Annotated in this window: 19 protein-coding genes; 17 read left to right on the forward strand and 2 right to left on the reverse strand. The window is 44.9% G+C overall.

What is annotated here, in order from left to right; translation table 11 throughout:
• The first annotated feature begins 6 nt into the window (after nucleotides 1-6).
• The 9 genes from BQ2657_RS07040 (at nucleotide 7) to BQ2657_RS07085 (ending at nucleotide 5,066) form a co-directional block, all read left to right on the forward strand.
• Nucleotides 7-366, forward strand: a complete 360-nt coding sequence (locus BQ2657_RS07040) for a hypothetical protein (protein WP_075580002.1) — start codon at nucleotides 7-9, stop codon at nucleotides 364-366.
• Nucleotides 367-381: 15 nt separating this feature from the next.
• Nucleotides 382-786 carry a hypothetical protein gene (locus BQ2657_RS07045; RefSeq protein WP_075580003.1) on the forward strand — a complete coding sequence of 135 codons (405 nt, stop codon included), beginning with the start codon at nucleotides 382-384 and terminating at the stop codon, nucleotides 784-786.
• On the forward strand, nucleotides 783-1,625 hold the full coding sequence (locus tag BQ2657_RS07050; protein ID WP_222704323.1) for a hypothetical protein: 843 nt from the start codon (nucleotides 783-785) through the stop codon (nucleotides 1,623-1,625). Before BQ2657_RS07045 ends, BQ2657_RS07050 begins: the two co-directional genes overlap by 4 nt.
• On the forward strand, nucleotides 1,618-2,559 hold the full coding sequence (locus BQ2657_RS07055) for a radical SAM protein (RefSeq protein WP_075580005.1): 942 nt from the start codon (nucleotides 1,618-1,620) through the stop codon (nucleotides 2,557-2,559). Before BQ2657_RS07050 ends, BQ2657_RS07055 begins: the two co-directional genes overlap by 8 nt.
• Complete coding sequence (locus BQ2657_RS07060; RefSeq protein ID WP_075580006.1) at nucleotides 2,556-3,206, forward strand: hypothetical protein; 651 nt, start codon at nucleotides 2,556-2,558, stop codon at nucleotides 3,204-3,206. Before BQ2657_RS07055 ends, BQ2657_RS07060 begins: the two co-directional genes overlap by 4 nt.
• Nucleotides 3,207-3,229: 23 nt before the next feature.
• Nucleotides 3,230-3,529, forward strand: coding sequence for a hypothetical protein (locus tag BQ2657_RS07065; RefSeq protein ID WP_075580007.1), 300 nt, complete (start codon nucleotides 3,230-3,232; stop codon nucleotides 3,527-3,529).
• The gene (locus BQ2657_RS07070) at nucleotides 3,514-3,831 is read left to right on the forward strand and encodes a hypothetical protein (RefSeq protein WP_075580008.1); all 318 of its coding nucleotides are present in this window, start codon (nucleotides 3,514-3,516) and stop codon (nucleotides 3,829-3,831) included. The genes BQ2657_RS07065 and BQ2657_RS07070 overlap by 16 nt, the downstream gene beginning before the upstream one ends.
• Complete coding sequence (locus BQ2657_RS07075) at nucleotides 3,828-4,382, forward strand: N-acetylmuramoyl-L-alanine amidase family protein (protein WP_075580009.1); 555 nt, start codon at nucleotides 3,828-3,830, stop codon at nucleotides 4,380-4,382. Before BQ2657_RS07070 ends, BQ2657_RS07075 begins: the two co-directional genes overlap by 4 nt.
• Before the next feature lie 249 nt (nucleotides 4,383-4,631).
• Nucleotides 4,632-5,066: a peptidase M24 gene (locus tag BQ2657_RS07085; RefSeq protein ID WP_075580011.1), complete on the forward strand. Its 435-nt coding sequence runs from the start codon at nucleotides 4,632-4,634 to the stop codon at nucleotides 5,064-5,066.
• Between the two features lie 49 nt (nucleotides 5,067-5,115).
• On the opposite strand, the gene BQ2657_RS07090 is transcribed toward BQ2657_RS07085, so the two are convergent.
• Complete coding sequence (locus BQ2657_RS07090) at nucleotides 5,116-5,691, reverse strand: transcription repressor NadR (RefSeq protein WP_075580012.1); 576 nt, start codon at nucleotides 5,689-5,691, stop codon at nucleotides 5,116-5,118.
• Between the two features lie 852 nt (nucleotides 5,692-6,543).
• Entirely contained in the window at nucleotides 6,544-7,542 is a 999-nt protein-coding gene (locus tag BQ2657_RS07095; RefSeq protein ID WP_075580013.1) for an N-acetylmuramoyl-L-alanine amidase family protein, read from the reverse strand.
• A gap of 491 nt (nucleotides 7,543-8,033) precedes the next feature.
• Between BQ2657_RS07095 and BQ2657_RS07100 the strand changes: the two genes are divergently transcribed.
• The 8 genes from BQ2657_RS07100 (at nucleotide 8,034) to BQ2657_RS13845 (ending at nucleotide 18,595) form a co-directional block, all read left to right on the forward strand.
• Entirely contained in the window at nucleotides 8,034-8,426 is a 393-nt protein-coding gene (locus BQ2657_RS07100; RefSeq protein WP_075580014.1) for an RNA polymerase sigma factor sigma-70 region 4 domain-containing protein, read from the forward strand.
• Complete coding sequence (locus BQ2657_RS13105; RefSeq protein WP_187119182.1) at nucleotides 8,419-8,583, forward strand: SHOCT domain-containing protein; 165 nt, start codon at nucleotides 8,419-8,421, stop codon at nucleotides 8,581-8,583. Before BQ2657_RS07100 ends, BQ2657_RS13105 begins: the two co-directional genes overlap by 8 nt.
• Before the next feature lie 45 nt (nucleotides 8,584-8,628).
• Complete coding sequence (locus BQ2657_RS07105; protein WP_232709030.1) at nucleotides 8,629-9,966, forward strand: recombinase family protein; 1,338 nt, start codon at nucleotides 8,629-8,631, stop codon at nucleotides 9,964-9,966.
• A gap of 21 nt (nucleotides 9,967-9,987) precedes the next feature.
• Nucleotides 9,988-10,263, forward strand: coding sequence for a hypothetical protein (locus BQ2657_RS13255; RefSeq protein WP_261796539.1), 276 nt, complete (start codon nucleotides 9,988-9,990; stop codon nucleotides 10,261-10,263).
• Entirely contained in the window at nucleotides 10,263-11,828 is a 1,566-nt protein-coding gene (locus BQ2657_RS07110; protein ID WP_075580015.1) for a recombinase family protein, read from the forward strand. The genes BQ2657_RS13255 and BQ2657_RS07110 overlap by 1 nt, the downstream gene beginning before the upstream one ends.
• 415 nt (nucleotides 11,829-12,243) lie before the next feature.
• A complete protein-coding gene (locus tag BQ2657_RS07115; RefSeq protein ID WP_075580016.1) occupies nucleotides 12,244-12,528 on the forward strand; it encodes an ESPR domain-containing protein in 285 nt (94 codons plus the stop codon).
• Between the two features lie 105 nt (nucleotides 12,529-12,633).
• Nucleotides 12,634-17,919: an S-layer protein gene (locus BQ2657_RS13110; protein ID WP_198524530.1), complete on the forward strand. Its 5,286-nt coding sequence runs from the start codon at nucleotides 12,634-12,636 to the stop codon at nucleotides 17,917-17,919.
• Complete coding sequence (locus tag BQ2657_RS13845; protein WP_198524531.1) at nucleotides 17,900-18,595, forward strand: YadA C-terminal domain-containing protein; 696 nt, start codon at nucleotides 17,900-17,902, stop codon at nucleotides 18,593-18,595. Before BQ2657_RS13110 ends, BQ2657_RS13845 begins: the two co-directional genes overlap by 20 nt.
• Nucleotides 18,596-18,693 lie beyond the last annotated feature (98 nt).

Here is an 18,693-nt window from a genome sequence, read left to right on the forward strand (position 1 = left end):
GAAACTATGGCGGAAACAGGAGAAAACGTCTTAAAGAAGCATCTGACAGATGTGCAGTCCGGCCTTGAGACCCTATCTACCAAGACGAAGGTGAGCATCGACCTGTCTTCCCTGGATTACGCCCAGGTGAAGAAGGTCAACATCAAGGTACTGGATGCGGCCATCAACAAACTGGAAGAAAACTTTTCGGGGAACTGCTGCCAGGCCAACTGCTGTCAGACCTGCCAGAGCTGCCAGGGATGCCAGACATGCCAAACCTGTCAGGGCTGCCAGACATGTCAGGGATGCCAGGGGTGCCAGACCTGTCAGAAGTGCCAGTATTACATGACGTTCAACTGCAACTGTGACTGCAGTGACGATAGCTAAGGAGGAACGGAAAAGATGATCATTGCCAAAGGAAACGTGCAGACAGCAGAAGGACCGGTTCCCGTGGAGAAACTGGAACCAGGGATGCTGGTGGTGGACCGGGGCCACAGGGCTAGGAAACTCCTCAAAGTGGAACAGGTCCAGCTCCATCAGACCCTTCACTTTGAGAAAAATACCGAGCTGGTCCTGGCAGGGAACAGTGTCCTTTTCACCCTTACCGGGCTGCGGAGTGCCATCAGCCTGAAGAATGTGCGGAAAGCCCTGAACGGGCGGATCCAGATGTTCTTCCAGACATCTCGGGTCCAGGATGATGTGATGAAAGTGAAGAAGGAAGAAGTGACCGGCTATCGGCTGACCATTGAAGGGGGCCGGGATGTGCTGGTGAACGGATATGATGTGGCGGACCGGGAGGTGGAATGATGCTGAAGATTTATTACAACGAAGAATCCAACGCGGACCATGTGGTCCATTTAACCTTGAGCGGGGACTTCTGCAAAGTGGAGTGCAGCAGTGCCATTGACGGCCGGGCTGGATCGGATGCCATTGAGAATCTTCGTCCTTATAGCTCTTATGCCCTGACGGAAAGCAACGGGACGGTAAAAATCTTCCGGCAGCCCATGCAGTCCGACTACCGGTTCCTGGATCTGAACCGGCTGGGGGTATCCATCCGCATGGACTTTGCCATCCTGACCCAGCTGTATGGGAACTATACCATCCTCAGCGTAGACACGGGCATTCTGGCAGACAGGGAACGGGATATTGTGGTCCGGCTCTTTAGCGGGAAGAAGGAGAACTTCACCATCGAAGCGGACCAGGAATATGAGCTACTGCCCTTCAGTACCAGCGACCTGATCCTGGGAGACCATCCCCGGATGAAACTGTGGGACAGCTACAGCCTTTCCGCCGGGGGCCGGGAGCTCATGGCCAACAGGAAAGGGGACCTCATTGATGGGGATCCGGAGGAACCATTCTTTCCCGAAGAAGGTAAAGAGTATATCGACTTCACCATTCAGAAATACAAAGGGGACTTTTCCACCAAAGAAAAGCTCACCCGGGACATCGATGACGAGGAGGTCTTCGTGGATGCTTCCGCAGGCCTTGTGAACAAACGCCGGATTAAATTGGACCACGGGACGGGAAGTTTCCGGCTGTACCCCTTCGGTGTGGAAGGGCCAGTGAAAATCAAGCTGGGCCGGAAATGGTACGAGGTATGGAACGACTATTTTGTCTTTATCGGAAAGGGGGAGCGGCATGGCTGAACCACGGAAAGTGACCCTCTACCTGGGGAGTCAGTGCAATCTCCACTGTGCCTACTGCCATCGGGAAGCCTCCAGTGATGAACAGGGCATTTCCAATAAATTTCTGGAAGAACTGAAACGCAATCCTCCCGGGGCCATCAAGTTCATGGGTGGGGAGCCCCTGCTCTATATGGACGAAATCCGGAAAGTAGTCCGTGCGGTTCCCGGGGCCAAGTTTTCCCTCAGCACCAACGGCATCGGCATAGCAAAACACCTGGACTATTTGCGGCAGCACGGTTTCCAGATCTGCATCAGCTATGACGGGGCGGAGAAAGACCTGCGGGGCTACGACCCTTTTACGGACCTTCTGGATTACCCGAATGTGGCCGTATCCACCACTCTGTACCATGGCAACACAGACCTGGGGGCCATCATGGAGCGGTTCCGAGAGAAGGAGAAAGTCATCGGACGGTCCCTTTCCTTTTTCCCTCATCTCCTTCATGTGACCAATGAAGCCAACCGGAAATATGCCTTGACGGAAGCCGACTACGATTCTCTCCTGGAACAGTACAAAAAGTACGTGGGGCTGTACCTGTCCCGGTTCCGGAGGTTCGGCATCCGGGACAAGCGGTATGAAGGACTCTACCAGACCCTGGAACGGCGGAGCAAGGCACACTATACCTATGGGGAAACCTACTGTAGCAACCGGAAGCTGCGGAAGGTGGATGCCAAAGGGCAGTCCTATCCCTGTCTGTACATCCGGAAAGAGAAACTGGGGAAGGAATGGCTGAACGATCAGAAAAGGCTGCTGGATGCCTTGAGTCCAGCCTGCCGCCAGTGCCCTGTCTACGACATGTGCGGCGGGGCCTGCATCGTGAGCAAGGAGCATGAACTGGAGTGCCGGTTCTGCAAGGCTCTCTACACCTGGTTCAAGAAGGAAGGGAGCCAGCCATGAATTCCCTCTTTATCTTCCCAGAAGCCATCCATACAAAGGATACCATTGCCTTGGACCTGGATGGGAACCGGATGAGCTTTTTCTGCAATAGTGAACGCGTGTTCATCGACCTTGCGGCCCTGCGGAGCGGTTCCTCTACGGTGATCCTGAAGAACCCCATCACCGGGACCGTCTATCCCTTGTTCAATTTCCGGGAAATCCTCCAGGTGATGGACATGGGGCCTCAGGAATTTTTGCGTGTCCTGCAGATTACCTCTTATATGCAGATCGACAAGTCCGGGATGGATACCTTTATCAAGGTGTTCCTGCCCAAGGGGCAGAAAGAACTCAACAGCCGCACCCATGACTTTTCCCGCTTTCCCCATGTGCCTCTTACTGACCTCCATAAGCTGGACCGGGCCTACAGCTGGACGGTCAGGAAGGTGAAGGCCCAGATCCATTATGGCCGGATTGAGGGGTCCCTGGTGTTAGAGCGCTCCGGGTTCTGGAAGGAGCCGGTGTATGTGAGCCATGCCGGCCAGACAAAGGAACTCACGGAAGGGGAGAACACCTTCTCCTTTTCCTGGAGCCCAACAGAAGACGTGTACTGCGGACCGAAATGCGGACGGTACAAAGGCCGGGCCCTTCATGTGACGCCCGGCCGCTAAGCAAAGAAAGGAGGGGGTGCAATATGAATTTCATCAGCTACACCTTTGTGAACGCAGTGATCAGTGCCCTGGCCGTCTTCGGGTGCTGGCTGATCCTGCGTCCCCAGAAAATCGAGAACCTGGCGCTTCATAAGAGCATCGACAATAACACCAAGGCCCTGGAAGATCTGACGGGACTCATCAACGAAATGCGGGTGGCCCAGGCCGGCATCGAAACCAACATCGACAACCTGTGGCACCGGTATAAGGATCTGAAGGGGGAAGTCGATAAGCTCCATGAGCACAACCGGAATCTGGGGAATCCGCCATGTTTGAAAAAGTAAGAGGCTGGCTCAATAAGGGTCTTGGGGCTGTGAAGAAACGGCTTAACCAGTTCCAGCAGCCCATCAAATGGATCGTCATCGGGTATATGGTGACGGTCTTTCTTTTTGTGGTTTCCTATTATGGCTTCTGGGTCTATCTGGCAGTGACGGGGAAAATCCAGCTGCCGGACCTTCTGGCTATGATACGGGAACTGGTAGGGCCTGCCATGGTAGGGTTCATCACCTTCATTGCAGGCTGCTTTGTGGATCTTGACGGGAACGGGATCCCGGATCATTTTGAAAAGGAGAAGGATAAACCATGAAGATTTACATCAATCCGGGCCATATGCCCGGTGTGGACAGCGGGGCCGTCAACGAAGAACATGGGGTCACCGAAGCGGGTATCGTGAAGGAAATCGGGGCAGGGGTTCAGCAGTACCTGAACCGGGTGGGCTATGACTGTATGCTGGTCCAGTCCGACAACCTCTGCGGGGAATCCCCCAACTATACCAACATCTGTGCCAGCGCCAACGGGTGGAAGGCGGACCTCTTTATTTCCATCCACTGCAATGCGGCAGCCGCAGAAGAAGCCCAGGGAACGGAAACTCTGGTGCACAGTGAGGACAGCGAGGAAGCCTATGCCCTGGCCGAATGCATCCAGAACCAGATCGTCCAGAGCCTGGGGACCGTGGACCGGGGTGTGAAGGAACGTCCGGGTCTGGCTGTGCTCCGGGAAACGGATATGCCGGCTGTCCTTGTGGAGACGGCTTTCATCACCAATGAGGACGATGTGCAGCTCCTGATGAATCGGAAGGACGAATTTGCTCGTGCCATCGCCCGTGGGGTGACGGATTATGTGGCCAAGAAAGGATGATGCTCTGTGAACCCGTGTAAAATGAACGATGATTTCCTTTTGGGCTTCCTTCTAGGCATGCTGGCCGGCATTCTTTTCTTTTCTTTACTTTACTCCTCTAAAGAAAATGGCCTGCGAAATTGGCCCAGGAGCCGTTTTTTAGAAGGGACGCAGCCCATGGGAGTCCAGAAAAGAAAAAATCCCGTCATAGTAAGGATATGACGGGATACCGGCCTTTCGGTGATTTTGACGGAAAGAGGGTGGGGATGATTGAGAAAAAACGTCTGTATCTTGCTGCTGTGCTTGTTCTTCTGCTGTCCGCAGGTGTCTTTGGCTTCTACGTATACCATCACAGAAGAGGAACTGACTCGGTTGGAGGAGAATATCAGCGAGCTGCAGAGAATCAACAACGGATTACAGAAGGAATCCAGTCTGCAGAAGAAACGAATGCTGGAATTGGAGACTCAATTGACCGAAGCGCAGACCGAATTACAGAAAGCCAGGGAACTGTCCAATCAGCAAGGGAGTCAATTGAACGAGCTGAAGACGACCTCGATACGGCAGGAAGAATCCTTGAGGATTGCCAACGAATCCTTAGCCGCGTACGAGAAAGAAAACAATAGAACACAGAAACGCCTGAAGGCACAACGGAACCTGGCTTATGGGATTGGAACGGTTCTGCTGGTGGCTTTAGTGCGGCAATAAAGAAAGGGGCTTGAAAATGATTTCTCATTTTCACAGCCCCTTCTTTGTTTTAAAGTGTTGTTTTTTCACCTTCACATGGGACCAACAGTCCCATGCCTTTTAGCCCTTCTTTCAAGGCATTCATATCCTCATTATTTCTTGTTTCGACACTGAGAGTGTGTTTTCCCTGTGTCAGGGCTGTGATTAGGAGCCCTTTTTCCTTCCGGAGTCGGTCCATGTACTGATGCACATCTCTACGACTATACAGGTCCATGGCTATCCGAATTATCCCATATACAGCATGGGACAGAGTCATCCCATGGATAATTCCTCCGTTGTCTACTACTACATTCAGTTCATCTTCCAGCTCTGCTGCATCCATGTTCTGGCTCTGGCAGTTCAGATCTTGCCAAAATTCCTTCCCTTTTTCTGGGTCTTCCAACTTATAGCCTCGCGCTGTCGAAAGAATTTTTTTACCTCCGCTCCGGAGAATGGCCACGTCTCCCACAATGATCTGCCTAGTAACATTCAAGACTTTGGAAAGATATGTCCCGCTTAAGGGTTCCTCTCCTTGTTCCAGCATTTTATACAATTGTGCTCTTCTTTCCCGGTTGTCCATGATTTTCCATTTACCTGCTTTCTCCATAAAGAATCCATTTCGTTGAAGATTCCTGCAGTACTGACGATGTTTATAACCTAAAAGAACATGTGGCATTACTAGAGAACTTTTTTGATTATAGCACAAACTTTCATATAAATTGTGAACAATTTATATTTTTTATCTCATTAATATGTAAATATCCGTGACCAGTATGCAACTATCATATGTAATATGTTATTAACAAATTGTTATCAAACTAAATAGACATCAATATACATTAATATTTACGAAAATTCGCTTTATTGATCTTCTATATTACCCAAAGAGCATTTAGCTAAACAGATGCTGCAATATTACTTAAATTTGAAATCGGACTTCTATTACAGTACTTATACTATAATTTCGGCTTTTTTGAGGGTATATATTTTTAATAGCGCAATGAGCTTACTACGGTGAGAAGAGAAATGCATACCTTTTTTTTTACATGATTTCACATGACAAGAAAATATAACTCTGACACTATTATTTGACATAGGAGGAACAAAATATAGCAGTCGACGAAAAATTTTCTAAAGAAGAGTTAAAAACTAGAAGGGCCATACAACATTTATTTTGAACGACTTAAAGATGAAATTTACTAAAACTCTTTACGGCGCGTTATAGTTCCAGTGGTTATATATCGAATCTATAAAATAAATCAATGAAGATATAGAAATCTGCATCAAATCGGATCAATTTTACTCTGAATAAAAATAAGAGGAAACCTCATAAAGGACAAGCCGATCACTGAGAGTTACGGGCTTTCTATCTTGCGATACGCCATTGCACCATTAATATATTTACAAATGAATGACTTTACGTCTTTCATTAAAGTTGCCAAAATTATAACCTTCCAAATCACTTTTCAAATTGCTCTATCCCCCTCGCAATCGCTTCGGCAATCTTATCTAGAAAACTATCCGACAAAAGCAACTGTTCTTCCCGAGCATTGGTCATAAAAAGACACTCTACAAGGGCACTGGGCATGGTGGACTTCCGGTTGACATACAGCCCGGAATCGTAGATGCCCCGGTCCGGTACATTGGCCGTTGTCATCAGCTCCTTCTGGAGGATGGCAGCAAAACGTTTGTCATAGGGAGTCTTGGGGGTATAATACGTGGAATATCCGCCCACACTCCGGTCCGTACTTGCATTGCAGTGGATGCTGAGGAACAGGTCGGAACCGGATTTTTCGGCCACATCTACACGGGCCTGGAGTTCTTGCTGGTCCGTTGCATCTGGACCATAGACGTCACGGTCACTGAGCTGCGTCAAATAGACTGTAGCGCCCTTTTGCGTAAGAATCTTCTTTACACGAAAGGCAAGGGGCAGTGTAACTTCCTTTTCTTTGAGCCCGGTTTCAAGCCCATGGGTACCAGGATCTGTACCGCCATGCCCCGGATCAAGGGTGATTCGTTTGCCTTTAAGACCGCCACCTACCCGGTATCCACGCGTAAATACCGGCGCCACATCAATGACTATGCGATTCGGCCGCTTGGTTATCGTATCTGCTTTTAAAGAAAAGATTTTAAAGTCAGCCAGGGTTGGGTTTTCATCTGTATGTATATGAATTAGCGTTCCGTTGGTAGTTTTTTGGAAACGGACCGTTTTCACATGGGTGGATTCACGGGGATGGTAGACAGGCGCAATCGAAGCAGCCAGTGTACCTTTAACAAAAACATGGGCCTCTCCTTCTAAAATCTTCATTTCGTAAGGAAGCGGTTGATTTGACTCAATGACAACCCGCAACTGCCCTGCCTGATTGACACCGTACGAGACACCCGTGATATGCCCCGAAGCTTCTGCACGCCCCCAGCAACAAAACAACATACAAAATACCGCAATCCATTTTTTCAATATTTTTCAGCCTCCTGATTTGCAAATAGTTTGCATTTGCATTTAATTATAGCTAGAGAAACCAAACTTGTCAATAAAAAAGCCAGGTTGCTGCTTTAATATTAAAAACTAGAAATACCCATCACGGATTGTAGTTTTCAGACAGATACTTAATAGAAATTACAGTATATACTTTTTTTTTACCAAACAAGATGCCATCATTGCTTGTTGTAAAATCATTCTAGTAAAATAGAAAAATGCAACTATTTAGACAGAAAAAATAGAGAATTGTGAGACTAGAGTAGACTGGAAAATGAAAGAATGTAATGATCCAGTTTACTATATCAAACTTTTATCACGGCTTAGAAAAATGATAATGCCAAGTGATGGTTGAACTAAAATGTTGAAAAACAGGATGCTCTTAACGGGCATTTTTTTTCAACCGAAAGTACTTAATAGCACCCTTTTTGTCCTGTTACTCCTGAAAAACAAATTTTCAGGAGGTATTCGTTATGAAGGACGAACAAAAGAGACAGATCATTGCCCTGCGCCGTGATGGGGCAGGGTATGGCAGCATAGCCTGCCAATTGGGCCTTTCCATCAACACCGTGAAATCTTTCTGCCGGCGAAAAGGACTTGCCGCACCGCCGACAGAGTCCGTTTGTGAGCAGTGCGGCAGCTTCATTGAACAGGCCACTGGTCGGAAACGGAAGCGGTTCTGCTCCGATGCATGCCGGAACAAGTGGTGGAACTGCCATCTGGAACTGGTGAAGCGGAAAGCAGTCTACACCTTTACTTGCCCGACCTGCGGGAAAGAGTTTACCGTCTATGGAAACAGCCACCGGAAGTTTTGCTCCCATGCATGCTACATTGCCTACCGGTTCAGAGGTGTGCGCCATGGATAAAAAGACCTTTCAAAACGAAGCCACCTTCCAGATGACTTTGCATCTGGCCCGAAAGATGCTGTCCCAAAAGCTCATCACCGAGAAGGAGTACCAGGACTTTGAGAAGGATATGATCCGCCGCTGTCAGCCTTTTTCTGGGGACTTATTTACTTGCTAATTGTATCAAACAGAGTGATATATGGTGTCGGAAGGAGCTGATGCTATGCGGACTATCCGTAAAATCGAACAAAGTATACCCAATCTAAGACAGCGCAAGAAGGTGGCCGCCTATGCCCGGGTATCCGTGGAATCGGAGCGGATGCACCATTCCCTTTCGGCCCAGGTTAGCTATTACAGCAGATTGATCCAGAAAAACCCAGAATGGGAATACGCAGGGGTCTATGCCGACTATGGGATTTCGGGTACCGGGATAAAGAAGCGGCAGGAGTTCCAGCGGATGCTGAAAGATGTCGAAAAAGGAAGAATAGATATAATTCTGACAAAATCTATTCAACGATTTTCTCGCAACACAGTGGACTTGTTAAATACTGTACGTCATCTAAAAGAGATCGGGGTAGATGTATGGTTTGAAAAAGAAAATATCCATACAATGAGCGGCGAAGGAGAACTGATGTTGACTATTCTCGCCTCTTTTGCTCAGGAAGAAAGCCGTTCTATTAGCGATAATATCAAGTGGCGATTTCACAAAAAAATTGAACAAGGCATTCCCCATGCAAAGTTTTTGGTTTACGGATATCGGTGGGAACACAATAACTTAGTAATTCAACCAGAAGAAGCCAAGATTATCAGAAAAATTTTTGATGACTATCTAAGCGGAAAAACTAGAAAGGAACTTATACGTGATTTAGAGAAAAATGGGATACGCACTAGATATGGTTATTTTTTTAGAGATTCGAGTATAAGACAAATTCTTACGAATCGGATTTATACGGGCATCCTTGAGATCCAAAAAACTTTTGTAACAGATCCAATCACAAAACATCAAGTTGCTAATAATGGAGAAAAAAGTAAATACATAGTAGAACGCCATCATAAGGCAATTATTACGGCTGCCACATTTGAGAAGGCTCAGCAAGAACTGAAACGACGCAAGGAGATGGGAAAACGCCAGGGTGGTTATGCTAGGGAGTTTTTGAACACTTCTTGCTTCACAGGGATAATAAAATGTGGAATATGCGGGAAAAGCTATACACATGTAAAGCGTAAATATAAAGGCGAATGCCATGAATACTGGACTTGCGAATCGCATAAAGGCAAAGGTACCAATTGTGGTGCTTATGGTTCTGTTCCCCAACCCGTTTTGGAAGAGATATGTGCGACTATTCTTGGTACAGACAGTTTTAATAAAAATACATTTTTTCAGCAAGTAAAAAAGATTGTTGTTCCCGCTTATAAGGTATTGGTTTTCCACTTGAAAGATGGACGCATTATAGAAAAGCAATGGAATTCGACGGCTCGAAAAGAGTGTTGGACAGATGAACTGAAAGAGAAACAGCGACAGTGGATGAAGAAATACCATCAAAATGATGCTTCTAAATGATATACAGCTTTTTCAGAACGTATTTGTTGCCCAATTTGTGGTGTAACTTTTACTCGCTGCTTGGAGAAACGAAAAAGAGAAAAAGTTGCTTATTGGCGATGCAAGGGGAAACGGAAATGTAGTCACGTCACTGGAATTAAAGAAGAGACTTTGAAAATCATTGCCGCTAGTGTACTACAGATGGTTTCTTTTGACGGAGAAATATTTCGAAATAAGGTAGAACGAATCGAAATTCAAAGGGATGGTAGTTTGTTGTTTCAATTTTTTAATGGCTATAGTAAAGGAGTGACACTTTAATGAAAAAAGTACATGTAATACCAGCTTCAATTCAAAAGTATTCAGAGAAACCTCTGGATCGTCATTGCAAACGAAAGGTCGCAGGCTATGCAAGAGTTTCAACAGATCATGATGACCAGCTTACCAGTTATGAAGCCCAGGTCGATTATTATACTCATTACATCAAAAGCCGATCCGATTGGGAATTTATTGGGATGTATACAGATGAGGGTATCTCGGCCACTAACACAAAATATAGAGAAGGTTTCAAACGGATGATAGAGGATGCCCTTTCTGGGAAAATCGATCTAATTATTACTAAGTCCGTTAGCCGTTTTGCACGGAATACGGTGGACAGTTTAATGACGGTCCGTAAATTGAAGGAAAAGGGCATCGAAATCTATTTTGAAAAGGAAAATATTTGGACATTAGACGCCAAAGGGGAACTCCTCATTACGATTATGAGCTCCTTAGCACAGGAAGAAAGTCGTAGTATTTCAGAGAATGTTACTTGGGGACATAGAAAACGATTTGCTGATGGAAAAGTTAGTCTCGCATATAGTCATTTCCTTGGATATGAGAGAGGGGTAGATGGCAATCTAGTAATTAATAAGGAACAGGCAGAGACTGTAAAAGAAATATATCGTTTATTTCTTAGCGGATTCACATATCATTCTATTGCACGCAAATTAACTGAAAAAGGTATTAAAAGCCCAGCCGGAAAAGATTCTTGGTGTGCTGGAACAGTACGAAGCATTTTAACTAATGAAAAATATAAAGGGGATGCTCTTTTACAGAAAAGACTTACTGTCAATTTCCTTACGAAAGAAATGAAGATCAATGAAGGTGAAGTCCCACAGTATTATGTGGAACACAATCATGAAGCCATTATAAGTCCTCAAGTTTTTGATTTGGTGCAGGAAGAGATTTTGAAACGGAAGTCAGGAAAAACACGGTACAGTGGGATATCTATCTTCTCAACAAAAATCAAATGTGGACAATGTGGGAGTTGGTATGGTGCTAAGATATGGCATTCTAATGATTCGTACCGCAGAGAAATATACCAATGTAATAGTAAATTTAAAAATCACTGTAACACACCACATCTTACGCCAGAAAGAATAAAAGAAATTTTTGTGAGTGCCGTTAACAAGCTGATAACAAACAAAAATGAAATTATTGAGAACTTAGAAATGATTCGACAGCAACTATGCCAAACAAAGTCCCTTGAAAAGGAACGAGAACATTTGAAACAGGATATGTTAATTCTTTCTGAAATAATAAAAAAGAATATTGCCGAGAATGCTAGAATTGCACAGAATCAAAATGAGTATGAGAAAAAATATGATGGTTTAATGAACAAGTACAATAAAATGAAAAATAAATACGAAATAATATTAGATAAAATCAAAAAACAGCAAGCACGCAATACGCAGATAGTAGAATTTATTGATCGAATTAAAAAACAAGGTAATATCACTGAATTTAACGAATATTTGTGGGCAAGCCTGGTAGATTTCATTACAGTATACAATGAACAAAATATACGGATAACATTTCGGGATGGGACGGAGATAAAGGTATAAAAGCACAAGACACAAGACTTTGCAATAAAATACTCACTCCATAGGTTAAATTTCAACAAGGGAAAATTAGACTGATTAATCATAATTTTTTAGAAAAACAAAGACAGTTATTTATGAGTAAATATACAAAATAATGAAAAAATATTAAAACAAAAATTCATAGAAAAAACTAAAACAAAATTATGAACATAAAATAAAATAATAATTTCATACTTTGCTATGTTAAAAATATTCCTGTTAAATTCACCACAAAGAGCTGAATAAATACTATATATAGTGTAGAATATACCATAAATGTTAAATGTAACTCTATATATAGATAACTGAACAGATATAAAACATTGTAAAAAACATGGCAAAATGTATTGTTAAGCAGAAATAAGAATGATAGAATAAAACAAAACAAATTCATGAAATGACAAAATTAATTCAAAGATTTTGCCGAATAAATGAATATTTTATCAAAAAGGAGGCGACTAGATTGAATAGGATTTTTAAGGTTATATTCAATCGCGCAAAAGGACAGTATCAGGTTGTGTCAGAATTAGCCAAAAATGGAGGGAAAACGTCAGGAAATTCTTTGCTAAAATCGTTTACTAATTCTGGAGGAACACTGACAAGAAGCATACTAACAGCTATCCTAGTCTTTGGGATCACATATGGGGTAACGCTGAAGTCGTTAATGACGGTGACGTTTTAAATGCTGGAACTAACATCTCTATTGTTAAAGATGATGCAACAAAGACGATTACTGTATCCGCTGACGGAGTCGCTACCAGTACAGAGCTGGAAGCAGTAAAAAACGATGTGCAAAAAAAAACAGACAGATATTGCTACCAATGCTGGAAAAATAACGAATAACAGCACGGAGATCGAAAACAACAAAACTGAGATTGAAAACAACAAAACGGAAATCGCAAACAATAAAACTGAGATTGAAAACAACAAAACGGAGATCGCAAACAATAAAACTGAAATCAGTAAAAATTCTAATGAAATCCAGCAGAATAAGGCAGATATTACAGCAAATAAGAACTCCATTTCGAGTAACACGACAAAAATCAATAACAACACATCAGATATTACAGAATTAAAAAATGTGAATTCTGCTTTGGGGTTGGATAAAACCAAACCGGGAATGAAATATTTTCGCGCAAATTCTTCAGGAGAAGACGCTTCTGCTACGGGAAAAGATGCTGTTGCTATCGGTGTCAGTGCTAAAGCAAGTGGCAAAGACTCTGTTGCATTGGGTGATGATGCTAGATCTTCTTCCTCTGCTGAGAACAGTATTGCCATTGGCCGGAAATCTGTCAGTGGATCCTTTAGTGGCATGACCGCTGATGGGGACAGTTCTACTGTGATTATAGGTGGAGGAAAATCAAGCATATCTATTGGTGATGCAGCAAATGCCCGTGGAAACTCTTCGATTGCACTAGGGGACGGCGCGACAGTTTATAATGACAGGCCGAATGCTCAAATTAACAATAACAGCATGGCAATCGGAACCCAGGCCAGCACCATAGCTTCTAACAATGCGATCGCCCTTGGTAATAAAGCTACTGTAACGAAAAACAGCAATAGTGCGGTGGCAATTGGAGATGGTGCAAAGACTGGTGCAGAAAATGCATTAGCTATTGGTAAAAGCGCTGCTGCTACCGGAACAGATAGTATGGCAGCTGGAACAGATGCCGATGCTAGTGGGTTAAATGCCGTTGCTTTGGGCAAATCTACACAAGCCTCTGGGACAGATGCTGTTGCTATTGGAAGTGGAGCTACTGCTGAAGGCAGTGCCTCTGTGGTTTTGGGAAAAGACGCAAGTGCAAATGCTGTTCGATCTGTCGTACTTGGCCCTAATGCAGGGGTAGGCATGGTAGGAGATGTATTAGGGGCGAAAGGTTCCCATGTAGTCATTGGAGATGGTGCTGGTAATAATGTTGATGGGCAGCAAAATATTGCAATTGGCTATAAATCAGGGAATGATGTAAAAAGTGACCATAATGTTGCCATAGGTTCTGAGGCTGGGACTAATATCGGATCTAGCGGAAATACATCTGAAGGGAAAAATGTTTCTATCGGTTATCATGCTAACAAAAATGACTCTGCTGTTTCGCGAATCCAATCTACTGCATTGGGTAGCGAGACAAAAGCTACTGATGACGCCGTTGCGGTAGGGTATCAAGCCCAAGCAAATGGGAATGGGTCTACAGCAATTGGGTTTAATGCTCAGGCAGCGGATGCAGCTAGCGTGGCTGTAGGGCAGGGCGCACAGGCTTCTGGTGGCAATATCGCCATCGGCAATGATTCCGTGGCCAATGCCTCTATGATCAGTGGAACGGGGTATCTGACAGGGCAGGCAGCACCTAAAACCGCAGTTTCAGTTGGCAATACATCAGCTTTGCGCCGTATTACTAATGTTGCTGATGGGGCCCAAGACCAGGATGCAGTTACAGTAGCACAGCTCAAAAAATCAATAGATGCTACGGTAGCTCAGGTTAATGCTAATGTATCTTCGGCAACAGCAAGTGGTGTTTATTATGACACAGTCACTTCTGGAGATGGAGATAGTATTACCCTTCGGAACAATGACAATAAGGGAACGAAAATTCATAATGTTGCTGCGGGTACCCTGGGGACTGATGCAGCAAATGTAGCCCAGGTTAATGAGATTGTAGATACAGCCAAAACTCATTACTATTCTGTAAAGTCCAATAATCTGAATAATTATGATAACGATTTGGCTACAGGCGAAGATTCTATGGCTGCTGGCGTAAGTGCAAAGGCATTAGGAGATCGAAGTGTCGCACTGGGGAATAACACAGAAGCTCAGAGCATCGGCAGTATCACCGTAGGAGCTGGCTACGAAGACCCGGATAATCCGGGGAGTCTGAAACAGACTCTAGCCATCAGCGGTTACCAATATAATACGGCAATCGGGGCAGGTGCTCAGGCTGCAGGAAATAACTCGCTGGCTATAGGCACTTTGGCAACTTCTTCTATAAAAAATGGTGGAAGTAGCGTAGATAAAGCTGTGACTATTGGCTATTCTGCTGGCGTTTCTGACGACAAGGCCATTGCTATTGGCAGTGAAGCGAAAAGCAACAGCAAAAGCGCTTCCGCTATTGGCGATACAGCTCTGGCATTGGCCGAAAATGCACTGGCAGTGGGAACTAATGCTCAGGCAGAAGGCGTTTCATCTGGAGCAATTGGTACGAGAAACCGGGTTACAGGAACGAATACGTATGTTTTGGGTAGCGAAAATAGTACGAATGCAACAGGAACCGGCGCTGATGTAAGTGCCTTGAATTCAGGGATTTTTGGGAACGAAAATAGTATGGAAGGCGATAGTAATCGCATTGTAGGGAATAAAAACATTCTGAAAATGGAATCCCTAGCCAATAATTCTTCTAACCCGAAAGTCTTTGAAAATATTTTTGTGACGGGTAATCAGAACACGGTAACCGGGGATCCGGATACAAGTACGGCTGGCGATGCAGGTAACGTGTCCGACATTACTGTTACAGGTTCAAAGAATATCGTCAGAGCAAAAAATCAGAAAAACCAAGATCTGACAGATATCCAAATCCTGGGAAATCAGAATACTATTGATGCTACTACTCTGAATACGGATTTGTCTAATACACAGATTCTGGGTAGCTATGTAACGGCTACTTTGGGAAATTCTGTTTATCTTGGGAGCAACTCTACTTATACTGCGTCGGGAGCCAGTACCAAGGGAATAGATACATACAGCAGCAATGGGACATATCAATATGCTGGAGGCACACCTGCTGGTGTTGTAACGGTAGGTTCTGTGGGAGCAGAACGGCGAATTCAGAACGTCGCGGCTGGCTTGGTTAGCGCAAAAAGTACAGATGCAGTAAACGGTAGCCAGCTTTACAGCATGACTCGACCTTTACGTTTTGCGGGAGACAATTCGACCATTGGAAGCACATCTGAAGCAGATGTGAATGTGCTACATCGAGGTTCTGACCAGGCAATGTCTTTCGTGGGCGGTGCTGACAGTAGTAATTTAAGCAATAATAATATTGGGGTGGTTGCCGATTCGTCCAATAATACAATAACCGTAAAACTGGCAAAAGATGTAACTGGGCTGAACAGTGTCACGGCAAATACTGTAAACGCTGATACTGTAAAAGCTGGAGACACAACTGTCAATAATCAGGGCGTAACCATAGCGGGCGGACCTTCTGTAACTAAAGATGGAATCAATGCCAACAGTACAAAAATTATCAACGTGACAGCTGGTACAGCGGACACAGATGCTGTCAACGTAAGTCAGCTAAAAGAAAAAACTAATGAACTTACGGAAAAAGGTTTTGGATTAAAAGATGAGAATGGAAATATCGTTCACAAATCCCTTGGGGATGATATTGAAGTCACAGGGGACGGCAAAAATATTTCTACGAAAGTGGAAAATGGAACGCTGAAAGTAGTCTTGAAAGATGATCTGAATGTAAATAGTGTAACTACCACCGCCGCTGATGGGAATAAGACCGTGACCCAGGGAAGCGGCATGACCATCACGGATAAAGATGGGAATGAGACAACGATTGGTGCTGGCGGTATTACGATTACACCGAAAAATCCGGCGCCTGGGACTTCACCAGTTTCTTTGACAGAAAAAGGACTGGATAATGGCGGCAACCAGATCCACAATGTGGCGGCCGGCACTGCTGGGACGGATGCGGTGAATGTCAGCCAACTGAAAGATGAAATTGCCAAGAATGCCACCAAATTGGTAGACGGAAAAAATACGACAGTTACAGGCATAGGCACAAAGGAAGATCCCTACAAGGTCAATGTCAATGACAATCTGAATCTGGGTGAAAAAGGCGAAAATGGTATAGACGGTTCCATCGGTGTGGCGGGCAAAGATGGCTCAGCTGTTACCATCAATGGGAAAGATGGCTCTATCGGGATGAATGGAAAAGACGGGAAAGATGGGCTTACCATGAAATCTGCGAAGGGTCAGGACGGTGTGGCTGGTTCCAATGGTACCAATGGTATGACCTGTATTGTTTACGAAGATGATGGGCATGTCACCCATGAAGTTGCCACATTAGATGATGGACTGAAGTTTGCGGGAAATACAGGATCTGTGGCCAAAAAACTGAACAGCACCATGACCATCAAAGGGAATGGTACGAAAGCGGACGCAGAATATGATGCTTCCAACATCAAGACTGTAGTGGATGCAAATGGAGATCTGGTCATCGGACTGGACAAGAATCTGAAGGCAGATACGGTTACCGTGGGCGGCCAGGGCAAAGACGGCGCTGATGGCATCAATGGGGCTACTGGTGTAAAAGGTGCCGATGGCAAAGATGGGGTTACCATTTCTTCTATAGGCAAAGACGGAACCAATGGTACTGATGGTCATATTGGCATCAATGGCAAGGATGGTGCTTCTGCGGACATCCATGTTGTAAAAGGTGTGAATGGAGTAGACGGCACGGATGGCTATAATGGCACAGATGGTATTGATCGGATCGTCTATGAAGATCACAATGGGAATACCCAGACGGTCGCCACTATGAACGACGGAATGAAGTATGGCGGTGACGTAGGGAATGTAATCAGTAAAAAACTCAATGGGCAAGTGAATGTAGTCGGGGGCATTACGGATTCTTCTCAACTGTCAACGGAAGACAATATCGGAGTGGTATCTGATGGAAGTGATAACCTGAAAGTGCGGCTTTCAAAGGATTTGAAAGGACTGGATTCGGTTACCACGAAGACAGTTACAGCAGACACTGGGAATATCACGACGGTAAATGCCAGCACTGTCAACGTTGGAGACACCACCATAACGACGGGAGGGATGACAATCCAAAACGGTTCCGCAGGTCAGGATGTTACGCTCAATAAAGATGGGTTGAATAATGGTGGAAATAAGATCACCAACGTAGCTCCTGGAGATGTTTCATCGACCAGTACGGATGCCGTAAATGGAAGCCAGCTGTACCGTGCGGAAAACAGGATCAGCCGATTGGGAGATCGAGTGAACCGTGTTGGGGGCAGGTGCCGCGGCACTGGCAGGATTGCATCCCTTGGATTTCGATCCAGATGACAAATGGGATTTTGCTGCAGGGTATGGGAATTATAAAGATGCTCATGCAGTCGCTATCGGAGCGTATTATCGTCCTAACGAAGATACGATGTTCAGTGTAGGTGGTTCCTTTAGCGGAGGCGAGAATATGGTGAATGTGGGAGTCAGTTGGAAATTTGGACAAAAGAACCATATCTCTCGCTCCAGAGTATCCATGGCCAAGGACATGTTGGCCATGAAAAACCAAATTGAAACACTTACGAAAAAATTGGCTGCTTATGAATCAGGTCAGCCTGCCAAGGCAATCCCTGCATCTACGCACAGCATGAACTTCCCTGATGTACCAGAGAACCACTGGGCTTACCAATATGTGAAAACATTGGCCGAAAAAGGCTACTTGGAGGGATATCCGGACGGAGAATTTAAGGGAGATCGTTCTATGACTCGCTATGAGTATGCTGCGATCATCTACCGAGCTTTACAGAATGGGGCACCTTCTGATGGAAATATGGCCCGGTCGGTGGATGAATTTGGACCTGAACTAGTCAAAGTTCAAAATATCGACCGTTTCCGCGTAGACCGAATTTCCGGTAAAGATAATGATCGACATAAGGTGGAACGTGTACGGGTAAATGATAAAGATAATAAAGCCCAAAATGTGTACCGAGATGTTTACGGAAACCATATTCAAAAGTAGGGCACAGTAGATAAGAAGTATAAAAGCGCCAGTTGCTCGAAAGGAGTGACTGACGCTTTTATATTAGTGTTGAATATAAAGTTGGGCTTGAAGATGGC

The organism is Acidaminococcus massiliensis (assembly GCF_900095825.1).
Classification (GTDB): Bacteria; Bacillota; Negativicutes; order Acidaminococcales; family Acidaminococcaceae; genus Acidaminococcus; species Acidaminococcus massiliensis.

Coding starts and splice junctions, on each gene's coding strand:
- BQ2657_RS07040 (WP_075580002.1), top strand. CDS start 7: ATGGCGGAAACAGGAGAAAACGTCTTAAAGAAGCATCTGACAGATGTG.
- BQ2657_RS07045 (WP_075580003.1), top strand. CDS start 382: ATGATCATTGCCAAAGGAAACGTGCAGACAGCAGAAGGACCGGTTCCC.
- BQ2657_RS07050 (WP_222704323.1), top strand. CDS start 783: ATGATGCTGAAGATTTATTACAACGAAGAATCCAACGCGGACCATGTG.
- BQ2657_RS07055 (WP_075580005.1), top strand. CDS start 1,618: ATGGCTGAACCACGGAAAGTGACCCTCTACCTGGGGAGTCAGTGCAAT.
- BQ2657_RS07060 (WP_075580006.1), top strand. CDS start 2,556: ATGAATTCCCTCTTTATCTTCCCAGAAGCCATCCATACAAAGGATACC.
- BQ2657_RS07065 (WP_075580007.1), top strand. CDS start 3,230: ATGAATTTCATCAGCTACACCTTTGTGAACGCAGTGATCAGTGCCCTG.
- BQ2657_RS07070 (WP_075580008.1), top strand. CDS start 3,514: ATGTTTGAAAAAGTAAGAGGCTGGCTCAATAAGGGTCTTGGGGCTGTG.
- BQ2657_RS07075 (WP_075580009.1), top strand. CDS start 3,828: ATGAAGATTTACATCAATCCGGGCCATATGCCCGGTGTGGACAGCGGG.
- BQ2657_RS07090 (WP_075580012.1), bottom strand. CDS start 5,691: ATGGAGAAAGCAGGTAAATGGAAAATCATGGACAACCGGGAAAGAAGA.
- BQ2657_RS07100 (WP_075580014.1), top strand. CDS start 8,034: ATGAAGGACGAACAAAAGAGACAGATCATTGCCCTGCGCCGTGATGGG.
- BQ2657_RS13105 (WP_187119182.1), top strand. CDS start 8,419: ATGGATAAAAAGACCTTTCAAAACGAAGCCACCTTCCAGATGACTTTG.
- BQ2657_RS07105 (WP_232709030.1), top strand. CDS start 8,629: ATGCGGACTATCCGTAAAATCGAACAAAGTATACCCAATCTAAGACAG.
- BQ2657_RS07110 (WP_075580015.1), top strand. CDS start 10,263: ATGAAAAAAGTACATGTAATACCAGCTTCAATTCAAAAGTATTCAGAG.
- BQ2657_RS07115 (WP_075580016.1), top strand. CDS start 12,244: ATGACAAAATTAATTCAAAGATTTTGCCGAATAAATGAATATTTTATC.
- BQ2657_RS13110 (WP_198524530.1), top strand. CDS start 12,634: ATGTGCAAAAAAAAACAGACAGATATTGCTACCAATGCTGGAAAAATA.